General features: G+C 45.9%; 15 protein-coding genes and 1 pseudogene. 7 read left to right on the top strand and 9 right to left on the bottom strand.

Annotated features, from left to right (window positions below; all coding sequences use genetic code 11):
- Positions 1-20: 20 nt before the first annotated feature.
- On the bottom strand, positions 21-1,145 hold the full coding sequence (locus BCU07_RS15005) for an ABC transporter substrate-binding protein (protein WP_102428103.1): 1,125 nt from the start codon (positions 1,143-1,145) through the stop codon (positions 21-23).
- A 211-nt stretch (positions 1,146-1,356) separates the two neighbouring features.
- Here BCU07_RS15005 and BCU07_RS15000 point away from each other — a divergent pair, with 211 nt between their 5' ends.
- Complete coding sequence (locus BCU07_RS15000; RefSeq protein WP_102428102.1) at positions 1,357-2,085, top strand: UTRA domain-containing protein; 729 nt, start codon at positions 1,357-1,359, stop codon at positions 2,083-2,085.
- Positions 2,086-2,218: 133 nt separating this feature from the next.
- On the opposite strand, the gene BCU07_RS14995 is transcribed toward BCU07_RS15000, so the two are convergent.
- From BCU07_RS14995 to BCU07_RS14980, 4 genes are all read right to left on the bottom strand, one after another.
- The gene (locus BCU07_RS14995) at positions 2,219-3,073 is read right to left on the bottom strand and encodes an amino acid ABC transporter ATP-binding protein (protein ID WP_102428101.1); all 855 of its coding nucleotides are present in this window, start codon (positions 3,071-3,073) and stop codon (positions 2,219-2,221) included.
- On the bottom strand, positions 3,066-3,731 hold the full coding sequence (locus BCU07_RS14990; RefSeq protein WP_017061228.1) for an amino acid ABC transporter permease: 666 nt from the start codon (positions 3,729-3,731) through the stop codon (positions 3,066-3,068). Before BCU07_RS14990 ends, BCU07_RS14995 begins: the two co-directional genes overlap by 8 nt.
- Positions 3,732-3,868: 137 nt before the next feature.
- Entirely contained in the window at positions 3,869-4,507 is a 639-nt protein-coding gene (locus tag BCU07_RS14985) for an amino acid ABC transporter permease (RefSeq protein WP_017061227.1), read from the bottom strand.
- A gap of 131 nt (positions 4,508-4,638) precedes the next feature.
- Positions 4,639-5,505, bottom strand: coding sequence for a transporter substrate-binding domain-containing protein (locus BCU07_RS14980; RefSeq protein ID WP_065584482.1), 867 nt, complete (start codon positions 5,503-5,505; stop codon positions 4,639-4,641).
- A 239-nt stretch (positions 5,506-5,744) separates the two neighbouring features.
- Here BCU07_RS14980 and BCU07_RS14975 point away from each other — a divergent pair, with 239 nt between their 5' ends.
- Positions 5,745-7,259 carry a PLP-dependent aminotransferase family protein gene (locus BCU07_RS14975; protein ID WP_102428100.1) on the top strand — a complete coding sequence of 505 codons (1,515 nt, stop codon included), beginning with the start codon at positions 5,745-5,747 and terminating at the stop codon, positions 7,257-7,259.
- A gap of 166 nt (positions 7,260-7,425) precedes the next feature.
- On the opposite strand, the gene BCU07_RS14970 is transcribed toward BCU07_RS14975, so the two are convergent.
- The gene (locus BCU07_RS14970) at positions 7,426-8,742 is read right to left on the bottom strand and encodes an aspartate aminotransferase family protein (RefSeq protein WP_017066353.1); all 1,317 of its coding nucleotides are present in this window, start codon (positions 8,740-8,742) and stop codon (positions 7,426-7,428) included.
- A 362-nt stretch (positions 8,743-9,104) separates the two neighbouring features.
- Here BCU07_RS14970 and BCU07_RS14965 point away from each other — a divergent pair, with 362 nt between their 5' ends.
- Complete coding sequence (locus tag BCU07_RS14965; RefSeq protein WP_017066352.1) at positions 9,105-9,800, top strand: sulfite exporter TauE/SafE family protein; 696 nt, start codon at positions 9,105-9,107, stop codon at positions 9,798-9,800.
- A 12-nt stretch (positions 9,801-9,812) separates the two neighbouring features.
- Positions 9,813-10,565 carry an SDR family NAD(P)-dependent oxidoreductase gene (locus BCU07_RS14960; protein ID WP_017061222.1) on the top strand — a complete coding sequence of 251 codons (753 nt, stop codon included), beginning with the start codon at positions 9,813-9,815 and terminating at the stop codon, positions 10,563-10,565.
- A 151-nt stretch (positions 10,566-10,716) separates the two neighbouring features.
- On the opposite strand, the gene BCU07_RS14955 is transcribed toward BCU07_RS14960, so the two are convergent.
- Positions 10,717-13,149 (bottom strand): response regulator, encoded by a 2,433-nt coding sequence (locus BCU07_RS14955; protein WP_102428099.1) that lies wholly within the window; start codon positions 13,147-13,149, stop codon positions 10,717-10,719.
- A gap of 88 nt (positions 13,150-13,237) precedes the next feature.
- Here BCU07_RS14955 and BCU07_RS14950 point away from each other — a divergent pair, with 88 nt between their 5' ends.
- The gene (locus BCU07_RS14950) at positions 13,238-13,996 is read left to right on the top strand and encodes a substrate-binding periplasmic protein (protein WP_065584480.1); all 759 of its coding nucleotides are present in this window, start codon (positions 13,238-13,240) and stop codon (positions 13,994-13,996) included.
- A 174-nt stretch (positions 13,997-14,170) separates the two neighbouring features.
- Here BCU07_RS14950 and BCU07_RS14945 read toward each other — a convergent pair whose 3' ends face one another.
- A complete protein-coding gene (locus tag BCU07_RS14945; protein WP_102428098.1) occupies positions 14,171-14,731 on the bottom strand; it encodes an NADAR family protein in 561 nt (186 codons plus the stop codon).
- A gap of 189 nt (positions 14,732-14,920) precedes the next feature.
- Positions 14,921-15,115 (bottom strand): hypothetical protein, encoded by a 195-nt coding sequence (locus BCU07_RS14940; RefSeq protein ID WP_017061218.1) that lies wholly within the window; start codon positions 15,113-15,115, stop codon positions 14,921-14,923.
- 284 nt (positions 15,116-15,399) lie between these two features.
- Between BCU07_RS14940 and BCU07_RS14935 the strand changes: the two are divergent.
- Positions 15,400-16,188 (top strand): annotated as a pseudogene (locus BCU07_RS14935) (ABC transporter ATP-binding protein); the annotation flags it as partial.
- On the top strand, positions 16,185-16,703 hold the full coding sequence (locus BCU07_RS14930; RefSeq protein WP_102320933.1) for a transcriptional regulator: 519 nt from the start codon (positions 16,185-16,187) through the stop codon (positions 16,701-16,703). The pseudogene BCU07_RS14935 and the gene BCU07_RS14930, both read left to right, overlap by 4 nt.
- The last annotated feature ends 7 nt before the right edge of the window (positions 16,704-16,710 follow it).

Raw genomic sequence — 16,710 nt, 5'->3', positions numbered from 1 at the left:
AGGTGGTGTGTTAAGCGGGGTTATTGCTGGTGAATCAATACGCTTTCTTGCCATTGACGTGGCAGGCGACGTGCTGATTTTTCCCATGCTGAGAAGTCAGTCACTGGGTGAACATTGCTGTATTCATCGTTTGAGATCAGCTTGTCTTGTACTGATTGAGGTAGCGTAATGTTGCTGCGGATTGGGCGTGCGTAACCTTCTGCTAGGTTGATTTGGCCTTGGTCGCTGAAGATGTATTCACGAGCCAACTTCGCCGCGTTCGGGTTTTGTGCGTATTTGTTAATGATGGTGGTGTAACCAGAAATCACTGAGCCATCTTGTGGAATGCTTACCGTAAAGCGCTCACGGTCGATCTTGTCGCGGTAGTTCAATGCGTTGAAGTCCCACATGATTGCTACTTCCACTTCGCCTTTTTCAAGGTTCGCAATGCTTGGATCTGTGTAAGATAGACGGCCTTGCTTCGCTAGTTCACCAAAGAATTTAATCGCTGGTTTCAGGTTCGACTCGTCACCGCCATTAGCAAATGCTGCCGCTAAAATCGCGTTGTTTGCTTGCGCGGCTACGCCGACATCGCCCACTGTGACTTTGTAGTCGCCTTCTAGTAGGTCACTCCAAGTTTTCGGCGCATCTTCAACAAGGTTGTTGTTTGAAATGAACGAGATAGTACCTGTGTAAGCCAGAGCCCAGTGACCATCTTTGTCTTTTGCCCAGTCTGGAATGTCATTCCAAGTGGTTGGTTTGTATGGCTGAGTGACGTTTTTCTTTACGGCCACACGTGCGAATGCGAAACCCACATCACCAATATCAGCGGTTGCGTTTTTCTTCTCTGCTTCAAATTTCGAGATCTCTTGCGCCGAGCTCATATCGGTATCCTGATGCTTCAAACCGTAGTTTGCTTTCAGGTCAGTCCATGTGCCTTTCCAGTTTGCCCAACTGTCTGGCATACCCACACTGTAAACTGCACCCTCTTTTTGAGCGGCTTCAATCAGTGACTCAAGATCAGCATCCTTCGCCATCGCTGGCATTGAAAGTGTTGCCGTAAGTCCTGTTACACCAATCAATTTAGCGGTTGTGCCTATCAATTTTGCAGGTGAACCGATTAATTTAGCTGGCGATACAGTTGAACGGCTAAGCAAAGTTTTCATTGTCTCTATCCTTCTGGACTAGGTCAGTAAGTTCGTTTTGTATGCTATAGCCGGAATGTGACGGTTTGCCGTAAGTTATTTGACAGTTCGAGTGCATTTACGTGGCAGTTATATTTCACTCATATGACAATAAGCCATTGTTTACTGTCACATTCCTGTTAACTCCATGGTTTACCTTATTAAGCACACGAACTTATGGACTAGATCAGTAATGAGAACATTGGGCACCGGGCAATCAGGGACACAGTTAGGAAGAATTAAGGCGAGTATTCGAGAGCAGCTTCAATCAGGTATCTTCATTGAAGGGCAAAAACTGCCATCAGAAAGAAACCTTAGCGAACTGTTTTCCACCACACGAATCACGCTCAAAGATGCGTTGGTGTCTCTGGAAACCGAAGGTTTGATATACCGAGAAGAGCGCCGTGGCTGGTATGTGTCACCCGAACGTGTTCGCTATAACCCATTGTCACGTTCTCACTTTCATCAAATGATTCGCGAACAACACCGCATAGCAGAAACCAGACTGCTCAGCACCCGTACAGAGATGGCGACAGGCGATTACGCCAAAGCATTAGAGATAGAGCAGATAACGCCAATACACGTGATTGAGCGCTTGCGTTTTATTGATGGTAGAGCAGTGCTGTTTGTTGAAAATGTACTGAAAGCGCCCTTATTTGATGGTGTCTTGTCGGAAAACCTCACCATGTCACTAACAGGCATCTACCGAGAAAAATACGGCTACGAGACCCAACGCTCGCGTTTTGATGTAATTCCCACTTCAGCCCCAGCCTATGTCGCTAAGGCGCTAAATTTGGCTGAGGGTCAACCGGTGCTGAAGATCTGCCGGGTGAACTACAAACAGGACGGTGAACTAATGGATTGCGAGTTGGAATACTGGCGACCCGATTCTGTGGTGATTCATATTGATAGTATTGGTTAGCGCCACATGGCCATTTGTATAGTTTTAGGCTTAAGTTTAGGTTTGGGAAGAAAAAGCTAACATACAAAAACTCCGACAAATTCTGACGGAGTTTTTTAACGATCGAACCTTGAAGCTGTGCAAGCTATCTAACTCATGAATCAAGCTTGAGGAACTGTCTTACCCTTGATGAATCTGGGTTAGTGAAAAACTTCTCTGGGTTGGATTTTTCAATCAATATGCCTTTTTCAAGAAACACCACCTGATCCGATACCTGACGCGCAAACTCCATCTCATGTGTCACAACCACCATGGTGTAGCCCTCTTGCGACAGTTTCTTCATCACCAACAACACCTCTTCGACCAATTCAGGATCGAGTGCTGACGTTGGTTCATCAAACAGCAACACATCCGGCTCCATCGCGAGAGCTCTGGCAATAGCGACACGTTGCTTTTGCCCACCCGATAACATGCTTGGGTAGTTCTCTAGTTTGTGCGACATCCCAACCTTATCGAGTTGCTTACGTGCCATCTCTTCGGCGTCTGATTTCGCTATCTTCTTAACGTGAACGAGCGCTTCCATAACGTTTTGCAACACGGTTAAATGCGGCCACAAGTTGAAGCTTTGGAAAACCATTCCAAGACGCTCTCGAAGTTTCGCCAACTCTTTGTATTTGAGTGGCTTACCCGTTTCAGAGTTGATACCAATACGCTCATCACCCATAAAAATCGTGCCGCGCTCTGGCTGCTCTAACCAGTTCATGCAACGCAGTAGCGTCGATTTCCCCGAACCTGACGAGCCGAGAATACTCACCACATCGCCTTTGTTGATGTTGAGGTTGATGTCTCGCAGTACTTCGATGCCATCAAACTGTTTCGACAGGTTTTCAACCTTGATGATCGTCTCTCGTTCTTCCAATAGTGGCTCGCACTCAATCACTTCCAAATTCACGCCCAAAGAAGGGTTAATCGGTGCTTCCGTTTCAATAATCTCTGATTGTTTAAGCATGGCTAAGTCCTCTAAGTTCAACTTTGGTTTGGATTCGTTTGGTGATGGTTTCAAGTGCAATACTCACGGCCCAGTAGAGCGCGATAGCAATGATGAACGCATTCAATGGGATGAAGTACGTTGATTGAATGCTGTTGGCGGCCGCGGTAATTTCTGCGACGGTGATGATGCTAAGAAACGCAGTGTCTTTTAAGCAGATGATGAGTTGGTTCGTGATCAGTGGAACCGACTTAAACAACACATTTGGGGTAATAACTCGGGTAAATGTTTTGAATTTAGAGAAGCCATAAGCGTGCGCCGCTTCGATGTAACCTGGCTCTAATCCTTTACGAACACCTCGGAAAATCTCACAAAAATAGGTACCGTGATAGAGACTTAGCGCGATGATTCCCGCTGTAATCGCATCGAGTCGAATACCAACCTGCGGCAACCCGTAATAGAGCAGGTACGCTAAGATAAGAAACGGCAAGGTGCGCATCATGCCTATCAAACTATTGATGGTGTACTTCACACCAAGTTTTGAGTTTTCGAGGCAATACAACAAACCGATGCCAATGATGAAACTCAAGATTGAAGACGAAACAAAAAGATAAAATGTGGTCACAAACCCTGAAGCAAACAGCTCTTTTTGTTGCCAGATAATATTCCATTCTTCCATATTTACTCCTTAAACTTACCCGCTCAATAACGCATCACAAGCAGGTAAATGGTGTTTCTGACCAAGTAGCCATGACGGCTAAACTGTGGTTGTTGTTGATAGCTGTGACTGAGGTAGATTTCTGATAGCCACACTTACTACTGCAGATAAGTAGCTCGGTTTTCAGCCACCGCTTGCAACTTCACCAACACGCCAATAATCAACATGTAAATGGCACCGGCACATAGAATCGGCCCAAGTGGTTCATAGGTAACCGCAGAGATTCGATTGGTGACACGAGTTAGGTCGACGATGCCGATCACCGCAATCGCTGGGCTGCCTTTGATTAAGAACGACATCTCATTGACTAGCGCTGGTAGGCTCATGATCACCATTTGCGGGAACATGATGCGGCGAAAATAAGTGATACGTCTCATACCAATGGCTTCTGCCGCTTCCATTTGTCCTTTTGAAAAGTTAAGAAAGGCATTGCGCCAAATCTCTGCATTGAATGCCGATGTATTGAGTGTGAGAGCTAAAATAGCAGAAACGTGTTTATCTAAATTGATGCCAAATGACGGAAAAGAAAGGAAAATAAACAGAGCCAGTGTCACCAAAGGCGTTGCTCGTGCCCAGCTGACATAGATACCCAACATTTGATCCACAAACGGGATTTTCATCATTCTAACTAAGGCAATCATTAGGCCGATGACGACACCTAATACAATCGATACTGCCGATATCCATGCCGTTGCCCACGCGCCCTGTAGTAACTGTTCCCAAGCGTAATAATCCATAAACGACCTCTTTGATCAGCGACTTCTTTCGATAGATTGTGCGCCAAAGACTCATGGGTTAAACCGCTTTGAACCCATTGGCATGGACACAAACAGCCGCTAACTGTTTGTGTCGGCGCATGCTTATTCATCTATTGAACGGCTGTTAGCTTGTGATACTGCTCAACCGAAGTGATGGCTTCTGAAGGGAGTTGGTCGAACGATTCACCGAACCACTTCTTCTGCAACTCTGCCATTTTTCCTGTTTGCTCAAGGTGTAGGAAGAATTCCGTTAGGTAAGCCAAAAGCTCAGGATTATCTTTAGGAACTGGCCAGCTAACGAAACCTGGGCCAGAGACTGCTTCGCCTTTTTTGAATACCTTTGACTTCGACTTCACTACCTCGTTAACTGAAACCACACTGTTGATCACATAGTCTATTCGGCCGATTGCCAAGTCGGAATACGCTTCTGGGTAGGATTGATACTGCACCACTTTACCCAAAGATTTGCCTTGTGCTTCGAGCATCACTTCGAGCTCTGGAAGCCTTTCTAGCAAAGCACTGCCCGCTTGTAAGCCCACTGTTTTTCCATCTAAATCGGCTACCGTATTAATATCTTCCGCGTCAGCTCTGGTTAAGAAGTAATGCTGCGCTGAAGCGATAGGTGGAGTGAAATCAAAGGCCTTCAAGCGAGCATCGGTAATGATCGCGCCAGTTAACGCCACATCATATTGACCCGCAGATACCGAAGCGAGTAGTCCTGTCCAAGGTAAGATCTCTTGTTCGATATCGAACTTCGAATATTCACGTAACTCATCAAGCAAATCTTTGTTAATCCCCGCAGGCTTACCGCGGTCGATATAGTTGAATGGAGAGTAGTTGTCTTCTGTCGCCACTTTCATGAAGCCTTGCTTTTCGATGGCTGCAAGCTCCGATGCTTGTGCGACTCCAAAACAACCCAGTACAACTGTCGCTGCCGCTGTTGAAACCCATGCCTTCATCGTCATTCCCTGTTTCATACGCTTTCCTTATCGAGATTATTTGCCTGCCTTTACTTTATGAACGGAATGCATCGGAGACGTAGAGCCAATTTAATTTTCAGGTTGGGACAGAACGATTTTCTAGTTTGGGACAACGTAATTTTCGGGGTTGAGAGAGAGCAAAACACACTCTTAAAACATCAATATGAACTCTGGCGCATTTCTTGCTCTTTTATACAAATTGGACTGAGGTTCACTGAGAATAAGGACTGTATCTCATGGCGATAAATCACAATTGTTTCATCGAGTTTGATTCCAAAAGAAGCCTGCAAGAACAAGTACGTAGCTATTTGGTGACGGCGATATTGAATGGTATTTTTCCGGCTGAACAAGCGCTTCCGTCTTGTCGTAAGCTGTCTAGCCAATTGGGTGTTTCACGCAATACTGTCTCGTTGGTGTACGACAGTTTGCTCGACGATGGCTACCTCATCAGTAAGCCTCGCAGTGGTTATTACCTTTCAGAAAAGTATGAAAACCCGAGTGATACTATCGACGCGAGTTTGGATCATTTTGAATCAGCCGACAGCGACAATGCACCGGATTGGAGCAAACGCGTTAAGCTGCAATTGGGCCAATACCCACGCATCGTCAAACCCTCGCATTGGAGTTGTTACCAATACCCATTTATTTTTGGCCAACCCTCTATCAATGACTTCCCATTAGCTCAATGGCGAGAAGCGACAAGAAAGGTCACCTCAGACCCACATGATCACCGCTGGCTTTGCGACAAGGTCGATAAAGACGTCGACATGCTGGTCGAACAGATACGCACAAGGGTGCTCCCACAGCGCGGTATTCATGCCCAAAGTGATGAGATCCTCATAACCTTAGGTTCGCAGAATGCGCTGTATTTGATTTCGACTTTGCTCATGAACCATCAGAGTCGAGTCGGAGTCGAGAACCCCGGCTACAAAGAAGCGAATCACATCTTCAATCTCTCTGGCGCGCAGTTACACCCGCATCAAGTGGATGAACAAGGATTGAGATTCAATGAGCACTCTTCACTGTGTGATCACTTCTATGTCACGCCTAGCCATCAAGCTCCAACCGGCGTCACCATGAGTGATGAGCGTCGAACTCAGTTACTTGAAATGGCCAAAGCCAATGACGCGGTAATTATCGAAGATGACTATGACGCCGAGTGCAACGTGGAGTGGAATCCTAAACCCGCGCTAAAAGCCAGTGACAAAGAAGGACGTGTCATCTACGTCAGCAGCTTCTCTAAGCTATTAGCACCCGGCTTGAGATTAGGCTACATCGTGGCACCTGAAGAGTTGATCTACGATCTTAGAATACTGCGTCGCTTGATGTATCGACACGCACCAAGCCGCGTTCAGATGGAAGTGGCTCACTTTATTGAACAAGGCTACTACGACAGCTTTGTGAGGCGCTTTAGGGAAAACACTCGCCAGCGCTGGAAGCTGATCAACGATGCTGTCTTGAAGTACTTACCTGACTGCAAGCGACTGGCTCAAAGCGAGCAGGCCAACTCTCTGTGGCTACAAACGCCCAGCCACATCAATAGCCAGCGTTTAGCTTCACGAGCCGCCCAAAAGGGCATATTGATTGAGACAGGCTATTCACACTTTATGACGAATACCGAAACGGAATCGGGCTGTGAAGCATTGTCAGAATATGACCCCAATTCCTATTTTCGATTGGGCTTTCACGCCATCGACAAAGATCTGATCGCACCCGGTATCAAAGAGCTGTCAGAGGTGATGAAGATCTAGCATCACTTAAGAGCAGTTTGACCAGACTGATTTAGTGAAAGAACGTAAAAAGAGCATCAATCGATGCTCTTTTGTCGTTTCTGAAGGTTAGGTTTGGCACGTTGAAAAGAACGGGGAATTCTTTACCAAAGTGCCTGTGTTTCTGTGTCAGCTATATTTTGAAGAATTAAGAAGCGAGTTCAAACAACACTTCATCAATGATCTTAACGCCTTTCTTTATATCGCTTGGCTGAATAACCAAAGGTGGCGCAACGTGAATGCGGTTATTCACAATGAAGGTCAACAGGCCTCGCTTGGTCAATTGCGCTTTCAATTGCCCCATTTTTTCATTGCTTAAAGGTGTTTTACTTTCACGATCTTCCACCAGCTCAACCGCCCAGAACATCCCTTTACCGCGCACATCACCAATCATAGGGTGCAACTCTTGAAGGCTCAGTAGGAGCGGCCCTAGAACGCTGTTACCGACGTTATCAGCATGTGTGACAATGCCCTCTTGCTCCATCACATCGAGCGTTGCAACGATAGAAGCCATCGCCAAAGGGTGACCAGAGTACGTTAAGCCGCCCATAAAGAAGTTTGACTTAAAGTGCTCAACGATCGGTTCGCTGACCACCACGCCACCAGCCGGCACATAACCCGAGTTCACCCCTTTCGCGAAAGTAATCAGATCTGGCACGACATTAAAGTGCTCAAACGCAAACCACTTACCCGTGCGACCAAAGCCGACCATGACTTCATCGAATATCAACTGAATGCCATGTTTGGTTGCCAGCTCACGCACGCCGATAAGGTAATCTTTGGGCGGAATGAGAAAACCAGCCGTTCCCGGAATCGTCTCTAGGATAATCGCCGCAATCGCCGTTGGTCCTTCGCATTCAATCACTCGCTCTAAATGCTGCAGGGCACGCTCACTCTCTTCTGCCTCAGTCGCCGCGTTGAATTCGCTTCGATAGAGAAATGGATTGAAGAAGTGAACGTGCCCACGGCTATACTCGTTTGGAATTCGACGAAAATCCCCCGTCGCAGCAATAGCAGTACCTGTATTGCCATGGTAAGAACGGTAAGCAGATAGCACCTTGTCGCGCCCTGTGAATTGTCGCGCCATGCGAATCGCATTTTCGTTGGCATCTGCCCCTGCATTGGTAAAGAACACCTTCTTAAACGAGCTTGGCGCTTTCGACAAGATACGCTTAGCCGCCAAACCACGAGTGAGGTTGGCGGTCGCAGGGGCAACGGTCACTAATGAATCAGCCTGATCTTTAATCGCTTTGATCACTTGTGGATGCTGATGACCAATGTTGGTGTTAACCAGTTGGCTACTAAAATCAAGGTATTCTTTACCTTCGTAGTCCCACATTTTGCATCCTTGCCCACCCGCAATGGCGATAGGCTCCGCTGCTTCTTGAATCGACCAAGAATGAAATACGCTCTTGTCGAGGTCGATAATATCTTGGTTCACAAGCTGTTCTGTTGATACTTCCATTTCATCGTCTCCATTAACAACACTAGATTCACAGCCGCTCGTGCTTGGCTCGTCTTCGAGAATGAAAGACACAAAACACGACATTGAAAAGGCTGCGCTATCGGATGGAATAATCTTCATCCCAAACAGGGCGGAGGTCATAGTGTCAGTTTCAACAAAACATTGGGCCAGTACATCAGCCCAAGTCTCATCCCCGATCCAACAAACTGCCTGACCCAATCCAATCGTCGATCTGGCTCTATTCAAAACTCTTAGGTGTGAATAGATTGAAAGGCAGACGAGACAGGTCTCATCGAACGCTAATTAACGCAGCAGCAATATCAAAAGCAAAGAGGTGAGCAAGAGTGGAATTAGGATTAGCGATGACATTGATTCTGTTTGCAGGAGTAGTTCGAGGCTATTCAGGATTTGGGTTTGCGATTATCGTAGCGCTTTCCCTCAGCTTTATTGTTCCACCATTGCAAGCGGTAACCATCGCTATCTTGTTGGACTTTTTAAGTGCCTTTCCTCTGCTCAAGCGAAGTAAAACCACCATCAATATCCGGCTTATTGCGCCGCTGTGTATTGGCATGTTGGTTGCGGTGCCTTTCTCGCTGTATTTCATTAGCACGATATCGGAATCAGGCTTGAAGGCCTTTATCGCGATGATGTCTTTGGTCGCTAGCACGCTGATTATTTTGGACTTACGCCTCACTTGGTTGCACCAACGACACGCGTTTTGGGCGGGAGCCATTTCGGGGTTTAGCATGACCACCGCTTCTTCAGGAGGTCCGCCATTAGTGACGTATTTGATGAACCTGACCATTAAAACCAGTGAACAGAGAGCCACCGCGATTGTGTTTTTTCTGCTGAGTTCAGCGATTTCACTGATCGGCTTCATATGGATTGGCGCATTTAACCAAGAATCGTTCATCACAGGTTTATGGCTATTACCGGCAGCTTTGATTGGCAATGTACTGGGGCAAAAACTGTATCTATCAGTACCGAACTTGTCTGCAAAAACAACGACCGCGCCGATTTTGATCGGCATGGCACTACTTATGTTAATTTCAAATTAGAAGGATGTATTTATGGATAAGATAGCGTTCATTACAGGGGCAACCTCTGGTTTCGGCAAAGCGGCAGCAAAACGTTTCGCAGAAGATAACTGGTCGTTAGTGCTGTCTGGTCGTCGAATCGAAAGGCTACTCGACCTAAAGGAAGAATTAACGGTGCCTGTGCATGTAATTCAACTCGACGTTCGAGACGCAGACGCCGTAAAACAAGCCATTGATTCATTACCCGCTGAATTTTCATCGATTACCGCATTGGTCAATAATGCTGGGTTAGCTTTGGCACCAGAAGGCGCGCCTGATGTGGACTTGAAAGACTGGCACACTATGATCGATACCAATGTCACAGGCTTGGTTAATGTTACTCATGCGCTGTTGCCTACGTTAATTAAAAAAGGCGCAGGAAGCTCAATCATCAATGTTGGGTCAATCGCCGGACAGTGGCCTTACCCAGGAAGCCATGTGTATGGTGCCAGTAAAGCGTTCGTAAAGCAGTTCAGTTACAACCTACGTTGTGACTTACAAGGCACAGGGGTACGAGTGACTGACCTCTCCCCTGGTATTGCAGAAACGGAATTTACTCTTGTAAGAACTAAAGGTAACCAGACGGCTTCAGACAACCTTTACCAAGGCACTACACCGTTGTCAGCAGAGGATATTGCCGAGCAGATGTTTTATATCGCAACCTTGCCAGATCACATCAACATTAACCGAGTCGAAGTGATGCCGACACGTCAAGCATGGTCTGCGTTCGCAATCGATAGAGATTAAGTTCAAACCGACACATACAAAAAAGGTGGTCTTTTCAGGCCACCTTTATCATTTCTTTCACACGATACTTCAAATATAACCAACGGCATAAAAGACTATGTCTAATTCGCCTCATTACTCTTTTAATGAAAGTAAGATTAGAGATACTCAACTAAACAATGTGCTGCTCATGTTCTTTGTTTGATTCCGTCTCTTTCGACAAGAAACTCACTACGATCTCTCTCAGTTTGCCTTGGTTAACCGGTTTAGGTAAAAACTCATCCATGCCTACATCGAAGCACAAATGCTTGTCTCGCTGCACGACGTTGGCCGTCAGCGCAATGATTGGAATATGCTTTGCAGCCCCTTCTTCGAGCGCTCGGATCTGCTTGGTCGCTTCGAAGCCATCGAGAACCGGCATCTGACAATCCATAAAAATCATCTCGTATTCGTTGGCTTTGAATTTCTCGACACCAATTTCACCGTTGTCGGCAATATCAACCTCAAAGCCAAGCTTCTTGAGCATCATCTTGGCGACTTGTTGGTTTACTCGCGAGTCTTCAACAACTAAAACTGTACCACTAAATTCTCCGGCAACTGCGACAGGTTTTGACTCTGCTTGAATTGGAGCTTGTTTATCGGCTGGTGTGGCGTTTACAGAGACAATGGGAGCATCTTTAACAACCGCTGCAGGTTTACTTAACGGCACAGGTTCATTGTCTTTAAACGCAACCTCTCCTCTGTTCGGATAGGTAAAGACTGAAGTATCAGCCGCTCTCGCGAGTACCTCACTGATGGTCCATTTAAGCTGATTATCTTGGTAAGGACGCGCAATGTAGGCAACAAAACCGACTTGTTTAGCACGAGCTTCATCTTGCTTTCTAGGGTCAGCAGAGATCATCACTAACTTGGGACACTCGCTACCAAAGCGTTCAACTAAGCTTCTCGCCAGTTGAAAGCCATCAACGGACGGCATTACTTTGTCTATCAGAACGAGATCATAAGGTGATGACTTAGCCACAGACTCTGAAACCAACTCTAACGCTTGGTTTGCCGTTTCACAGCACTCAGACTTAACGCCAAAGGATTGAAGCTGTGTAGACGTTATACGCATGTTCAGCTGGCTATCATCCACAAGCAGAACCGAAACCTTATTGAAATCGATATTGCTTTCATCGGCTTCTAAACACAGGTCAAAGTCAGCCGTAAAATAGAAGGTACTGCCTTTACCTTCAACACTGGTGAGTTCAAGCTTGCTGCCCATCAATGTCACTATCTTCTCGCATATTGTTAGACCAAGCCCTGTGCCTCCATAAATACGTGTGGTACTGCCGTCGGCTTGTTGAAACTTATCGAACACCGATTTCTGTTTGTCTTCTGCAATACCGATACCGCTGTCGACAACCTCGAACCTCACTCTGAGTTTTTGCTCAGGCTCAACCACCTCTTCCAAACGAAGCGAGAGCGTGACGTGGCCATGCTCGGTAAATTTAATCGCGTTACCTACTAAGTTATTTAGGACTTGTCTTAGTTGTATACCGTCGCCAATCACCATGGTTGGGATCTTAGGGTCGATCGCTAATTGGAATCGAAGCCCTTTCTGTTCGGCTTTCACTCGAAAGGTTGATTCAACGTCGGCCGCAATGCCCATCATTTTCATCGGCTCTTGCTGAAGCTCTAGTCGCCCCGCTTCGATCTTCGAGTAATCGAGAATGTCGTTGATTAAGTCGAGCAACGTAAGAGAAGAGGTGTTGAGCATGTTGATGTACTCTTTTTGCTCTTTCGGCATATCCATTTCAGAGAGCAAAGACGACAACCCGATAATCCCATTCATTGGTGTACGGATTTCGTGACTCATATTGGCAAGGAATTCACTTTTATTGCGGTTGGCCACCTCAGCAACATCTTTGGCTTTTTCCAGCTCTTGATATTGTTGACGAATACGTTCTACCGATCGGTTATAGCTACTCTCTAGAGTCGATATCTCATCTTTGTAAGTAGAGTGAGTTGGCGTTATAAAGCGCGGTTTGTTGTCTTCGACCTGTTGTTGGTTGATTTGGGAAGACATAGTCATCAAACGTTTTACGACAAGACGATAGACGATGGTTAAACATACGAGAGACAACAAGAAGATTTTAACGGCTTCGAAGGCGAGCAACAATAACACTCGTTCTTCAAAGTCATCTAGGATCATGCTCAAGTCTGATTGCACCGTGAGCGTCGCCAACGGGAAGTCTGTGCCGCCCATCTGGTGCACCATTTCCCAAGACTGAGAATAAGATTGGCCTTCGGTCTTTTGACCTAACTCTAGAATTTTTTCATCGGGACTTTCGATAAGAAGGTAACTGACCGAAGGGAGGCGAGAGATGCCTTCGGCTTGCACAAACAATTGCTCTCGATCTTCAACCCACAAACTTGCCGTTAAACCAGAAAGGTAGCCAGCCTTGACCTGCTCGATCTGAGAGCTGATAAAAGAAACTCGACTTTGGTACTCTACATACAACCCGAGACCTGTCACTATAACTGTGAATAAGGTACTGATCGCTATTATCATCCCGATCAACTGTCGGGAGAGTCCAACGTAGCGTTTTCCTTTTGTCACCATACACAAATTACCATTATTGTTATCCTAGCAAACTACAATTACTCAACTAGTATAATAGTAGTCATTCATCAAATAACTAGGGAAGGTTATGAAAAAACATCTTATCGTTGCATCCATAGTCAGTTTGTTTTCAAGCAGTTATGCTTCTGCAAGCGAACCTCTTCACTACTACATTATTGCGAGCCAAGCGCAACCTTTTCAAATCGAAACTGACGGGTCATCTCACAGAGGAATTGTTTCAGATATTGTGGAAGCCGTGTTTGATGACAGCCAATATGAGATCAACTACCACACCTACCCTTTTAATCGAATGATCGACAAGCTCGATGCGAGAGAGAATCCAAACTGGGTTACCTATGGCAGCCCTAGTTGGGGGAATATTCAATCTGCGAACCTATCTGAAGACCCGATTTACAATGTAAAACACGTATTACTCAGCAGCGGTAAAAAGCCATTTGAGTTCAATACAATCGATGATCTCGATGGGAAAGCCGTGGTATTGCTGAAAGGATTTGAGTATCCGAACTTGGAATCTTATATCCAACAGGGCAAGCTCAACGAGATTCGAGTAAAAGATTACACTGCTGCGTTTCGTGTCCTGAACCGAGCACCTGGCGACACCGTGTTTGTGGAAATGGAATCACGAATCAAATACAACCTAAACGAGCAAAAACTGAGTATTGATGATTACCAGATGCATGAGTTTGGTTCTGTCATCAATAACTACCCTATCCATTTGGCGTTTGACCCTGAGATGGATCCTAAGCTGCAAAGCTTCATCAACCAACGCCTAGACCAAATGAAAGACGATGGACAGCTTGACGACATCGTACAGAGTTACTTATAGCACCAGCGTAACGTAGAACTTATCAACGGATAGCTTAGTCACGTACGTTAACTCTCGTTGATGCCTGACTCTCTAAAACCGAAAAGGCCGCCCTGCTTCATACTAGATAGCAGGGCGGCCTTTTAAATGCGTCTAAGGAGTAATGATAAGCATGCCGCTATCTGAATCGACGAATCAGTGCGAAGCAATTAAATGCAGTTGCTGAGTGCGAAGCTGGTGACGCACTGCCATCAGAATCTTACCCAAATGGTTCTCGCCGGTTCCATCGCCGCCATCGCCCCAGAAGTGGTCTTTGTGCGAATGTTCTTTGATCACCGAATCTCCGGTATTGGTAAGAAACAGCGCAAACTGTGGATTCTGTCTGAACTTCTCCGTCACAATAAACTGCATCACTTCAACACGAATGTCATACCAATCTTCGCGAACTTGGTCTTCGTAGTCACGACTTAAAGAGAACGCTTCAGCAGGTGTACTGGCTTCCAAAATGGTATTACGTAGCGCTTCGGAGACAAACTTCATCGCTTGATAATAATGTTCGCTGGTTGCCCAAACTTGATCACCCACCTTGATAGGACAAGCGGCAAAATTTGACAGGTATCCGTTCGGATCTTCGGGTTCGTAAAACAGCACTTCTTTAGCTTGAGCCACAGAATTAGACATAGCCTTCTCCTTACCAACGACATCGCATATTTTTGCTTTAACTTTAAAATTAGTGGCGTTGAATATGACTGTCAAACAACTTAGCTCAAGAGTATGCCATGTGCGTGTTTTTCATCTGAAAAGCGTAATATCACAAGGGATAGGCTAAACGGAACAGTGAGCCAAAGAATCAAGGAGTTGATTAAATCTGGATAGGGAACATGAAAAAACACTTATAAATCAAAGGGTGGCGTTGTGCCACCCTTCTAAATGCAATGGGGATTATTAGTGAATAAGACCTAGCTCCCTCGCTTCTTCCAGACTCAAACCGCTTTCTCTAATTTCTCTTAGAGTCTCGATACGACGACGAGCTTCAGCAGACTTCATTTTCTTTTCTGGTTTGAAAGATACTTCTTCTTCAGCATCCCACTTGTTTGCAATATTTGTCATTTCATCATGGTTGATAGAATTAATGGACATGTTTTCCTCCGAAAAGCACCATGTAATGGACAGGTAATCTGTAGCAAATGCTTTTTCGCTTGTTAAGAAATTCTGTACTGAAGTGTGATGATTCCGACGCTTCACAAAGCTAATTAATAAATGCCTCATTTAAACTTTGCCAAAGCCATTTTCTGCAATTATATTTAAAAGATTCCCCATAAGAAATGTGGTTTGATCCAACTCTCATTTTCCCCTCTTTCAATGCAATCAAATCCGTTAGCTTTCACATAGGCTAAGGCGAGATTTTCGGCTTAGCCGGATAATCTGGCTGCGGGAAAAGCACCTGCGCACGATTGATGACCAAGGTTTACCCTGCGACAGAGGGAGAGATACTGTTCAAAGGCAGAGACATCTCTACGCTGAAAAGCCGTAAAGATATCTTGGATTATCGCAGCCGTGTGCAAATGGTGTTTCAAGACCCCTTTGGTTCACTTAATCCCACTCACACCATTGAGCACCATTTAACGCGCCCACTTAAGATCCATAAACAGGTAGCCACTAAACAGGCTCTCACAGAACGCCTCAAAGAGTTATTAACGCTGGTGGAGTTACCCATCGAAACGCTCGCCAAATACCCGCACGAGCTCAGTGGAGGCCAAAGACAGAGGGTTAACCTAGCGAGAGCACTGGCCGTTGGCGCTGAGGTTATTCTTGCTGACGAACCCACCTCGATGTTGGACGTTTCGATTCGACTTGGCGTGTTGAACCTGATGCAAAAAATGAAGCAAGAGTTGGGGATTGGCTTTTTGTACATAACCCACGATCTTGCCACAGCACATTACATCGCAGAAGAGACAGCGGTTATGTACAAAGGACAGATCGTCGAATGGGGATCAACCCAGTCGATCTTAACCAATCCACGACACCCGTACACTAAGTTGTTGATCTCTGCGGTACCAGATCCCGATCTGCCATTTGGCGAACTCGTCAAAAATGAGCCAAACTATTCAATAGACGCTGATCGTATTCGAGAGCAGAGCAGTGAAATACAGCATGAAATCAAACAAGTTTCTGATAATCACTTTGTAAAACAGTGGGATAACGTTGCATGAATGAACTAGACACTTGGTTAGAGCGGATCGGAGATTGGTACAAAGACCGAAAGCATGATCAAGTGGACCGGTTAGAACCTTTGATCTTAACGCCTCCAGATGCGCTCTGGGGGCCATTGATCACGGATGAGCAGAGCAAAGGCATCGCATGTTGGCTAGACGGATGCCTGAGAATCTTTACTTTCTATCGCCACCTCGCGGATTCATCGAATCCGGACTTGGCTTCGCAGGAGGCCAACAGCTCAAGCCATCAAGATAAAGCCTACCAATACCTAATGTTTGCCTACAGTAAGCTGCAAGCGGTGTCATGTGACCCAAAATCAGAAGCAGGATTGCAAGAGTGGTGTACACAGCGGCTACAACACTTGTGTGTATTGGCTTTGGAGTTTACGAACCAACAGCAAGAACCACGTTGGAAAGCAGAGTCTGAAAAATTGATCGAGTCGCATGTACGCTTTATGGCAACCCATCCCCGAAACGATGATCAAGGAATTATTCAACGCCATCTCCACTGATCAAGCC

The organism is Vibrio sp. 10N.261.54.E10, from assembly GCF_002877735.2.
GTDB lineage: Bacteria > Pseudomonadota > Gammaproteobacteria > Enterobacterales > Vibrionaceae > Vibrio > Vibrio crassostreae_C.
Note: the sequence above shows the minus strand (reverse complement) of the source record. Positions and strands in the feature narration are given on the sequence as shown.

Coding starts and splice junctions, on each gene's coding strand:
- BCU07_RS15005 (WP_102428103.1), bottom strand. CDS start 1,145: ATGAAAACTTTGCTTAGCCGTTCAACTGTATCGCCAGCTAAATTAATC.
- BCU07_RS15000 (WP_102428102.1), top strand. CDS start 1,357: ATGAGAACATTGGGCACCGGGCAATCAGGGACACAGTTAGGAAGAATT.
- BCU07_RS14995 (WP_102428101.1), bottom strand. CDS start 3,073: ATGCTTAAACAATCAGAGATTATTGAAACGGAAGCACCGATTAACCCT.
- BCU07_RS14990 (WP_017061228.1), bottom strand. CDS start 3,731: ATGGAAGAATGGAATATTATCTGGCAACAAAAAGAGCTGTTTGCTTCA.
- BCU07_RS14985 (WP_017061227.1), bottom strand. CDS start 4,507: ATGGATTATTACGCTTGGGAACAGTTACTACAGGGCGCGTGGGCAACG.
- BCU07_RS14980 (WP_065584482.1), bottom strand. CDS start 5,505: ATGAAACAGGGAATGACGATGAAGGCATGGGTTTCAACAGCGGCAGCG.
- BCU07_RS14975 (WP_102428100.1), top strand. CDS start 5,745: ATGGCGATAAATCACAATTGTTTCATCGAGTTTGATTCCAAAAGAAGC.
- BCU07_RS14970 (WP_017066353.1), bottom strand. CDS start 8,742: ATGGAAGTATCAACAGAACAGCTTGTGAACCAAGATATTATCGACCTC.
- BCU07_RS14965 (WP_017066352.1), top strand. CDS start 9,105: ATGACATTGATTCTGTTTGCAGGAGTAGTTCGAGGCTATTCAGGATTT.
- BCU07_RS14960 (WP_017061222.1), top strand. CDS start 9,813: ATGGATAAGATAGCGTTCATTACAGGGGCAACCTCTGGTTTCGGCAAA.
- BCU07_RS14955 (WP_102428099.1), bottom strand. CDS start 13,149: ATGGTGACAAAAGGAAAACGCTACGTTGGACTCTCCCGACAGTTGATC.
- BCU07_RS14950 (WP_065584480.1), top strand. CDS start 13,238: ATGAAAAAACATCTTATCGTTGCATCCATAGTCAGTTTGTTTTCAAGC.
- BCU07_RS14940 (WP_017061218.1), bottom strand. CDS start 15,115: ATGTCCATTAATTCTATCAACCATGATGAAATGACAAATATTGCAAAC.
- BCU07_RS14930 (WP_102320933.1), top strand. CDS start 16,185: ATGAATGAACTAGACACTTGGTTAGAGCGGATCGGAGATTGGTACAAA.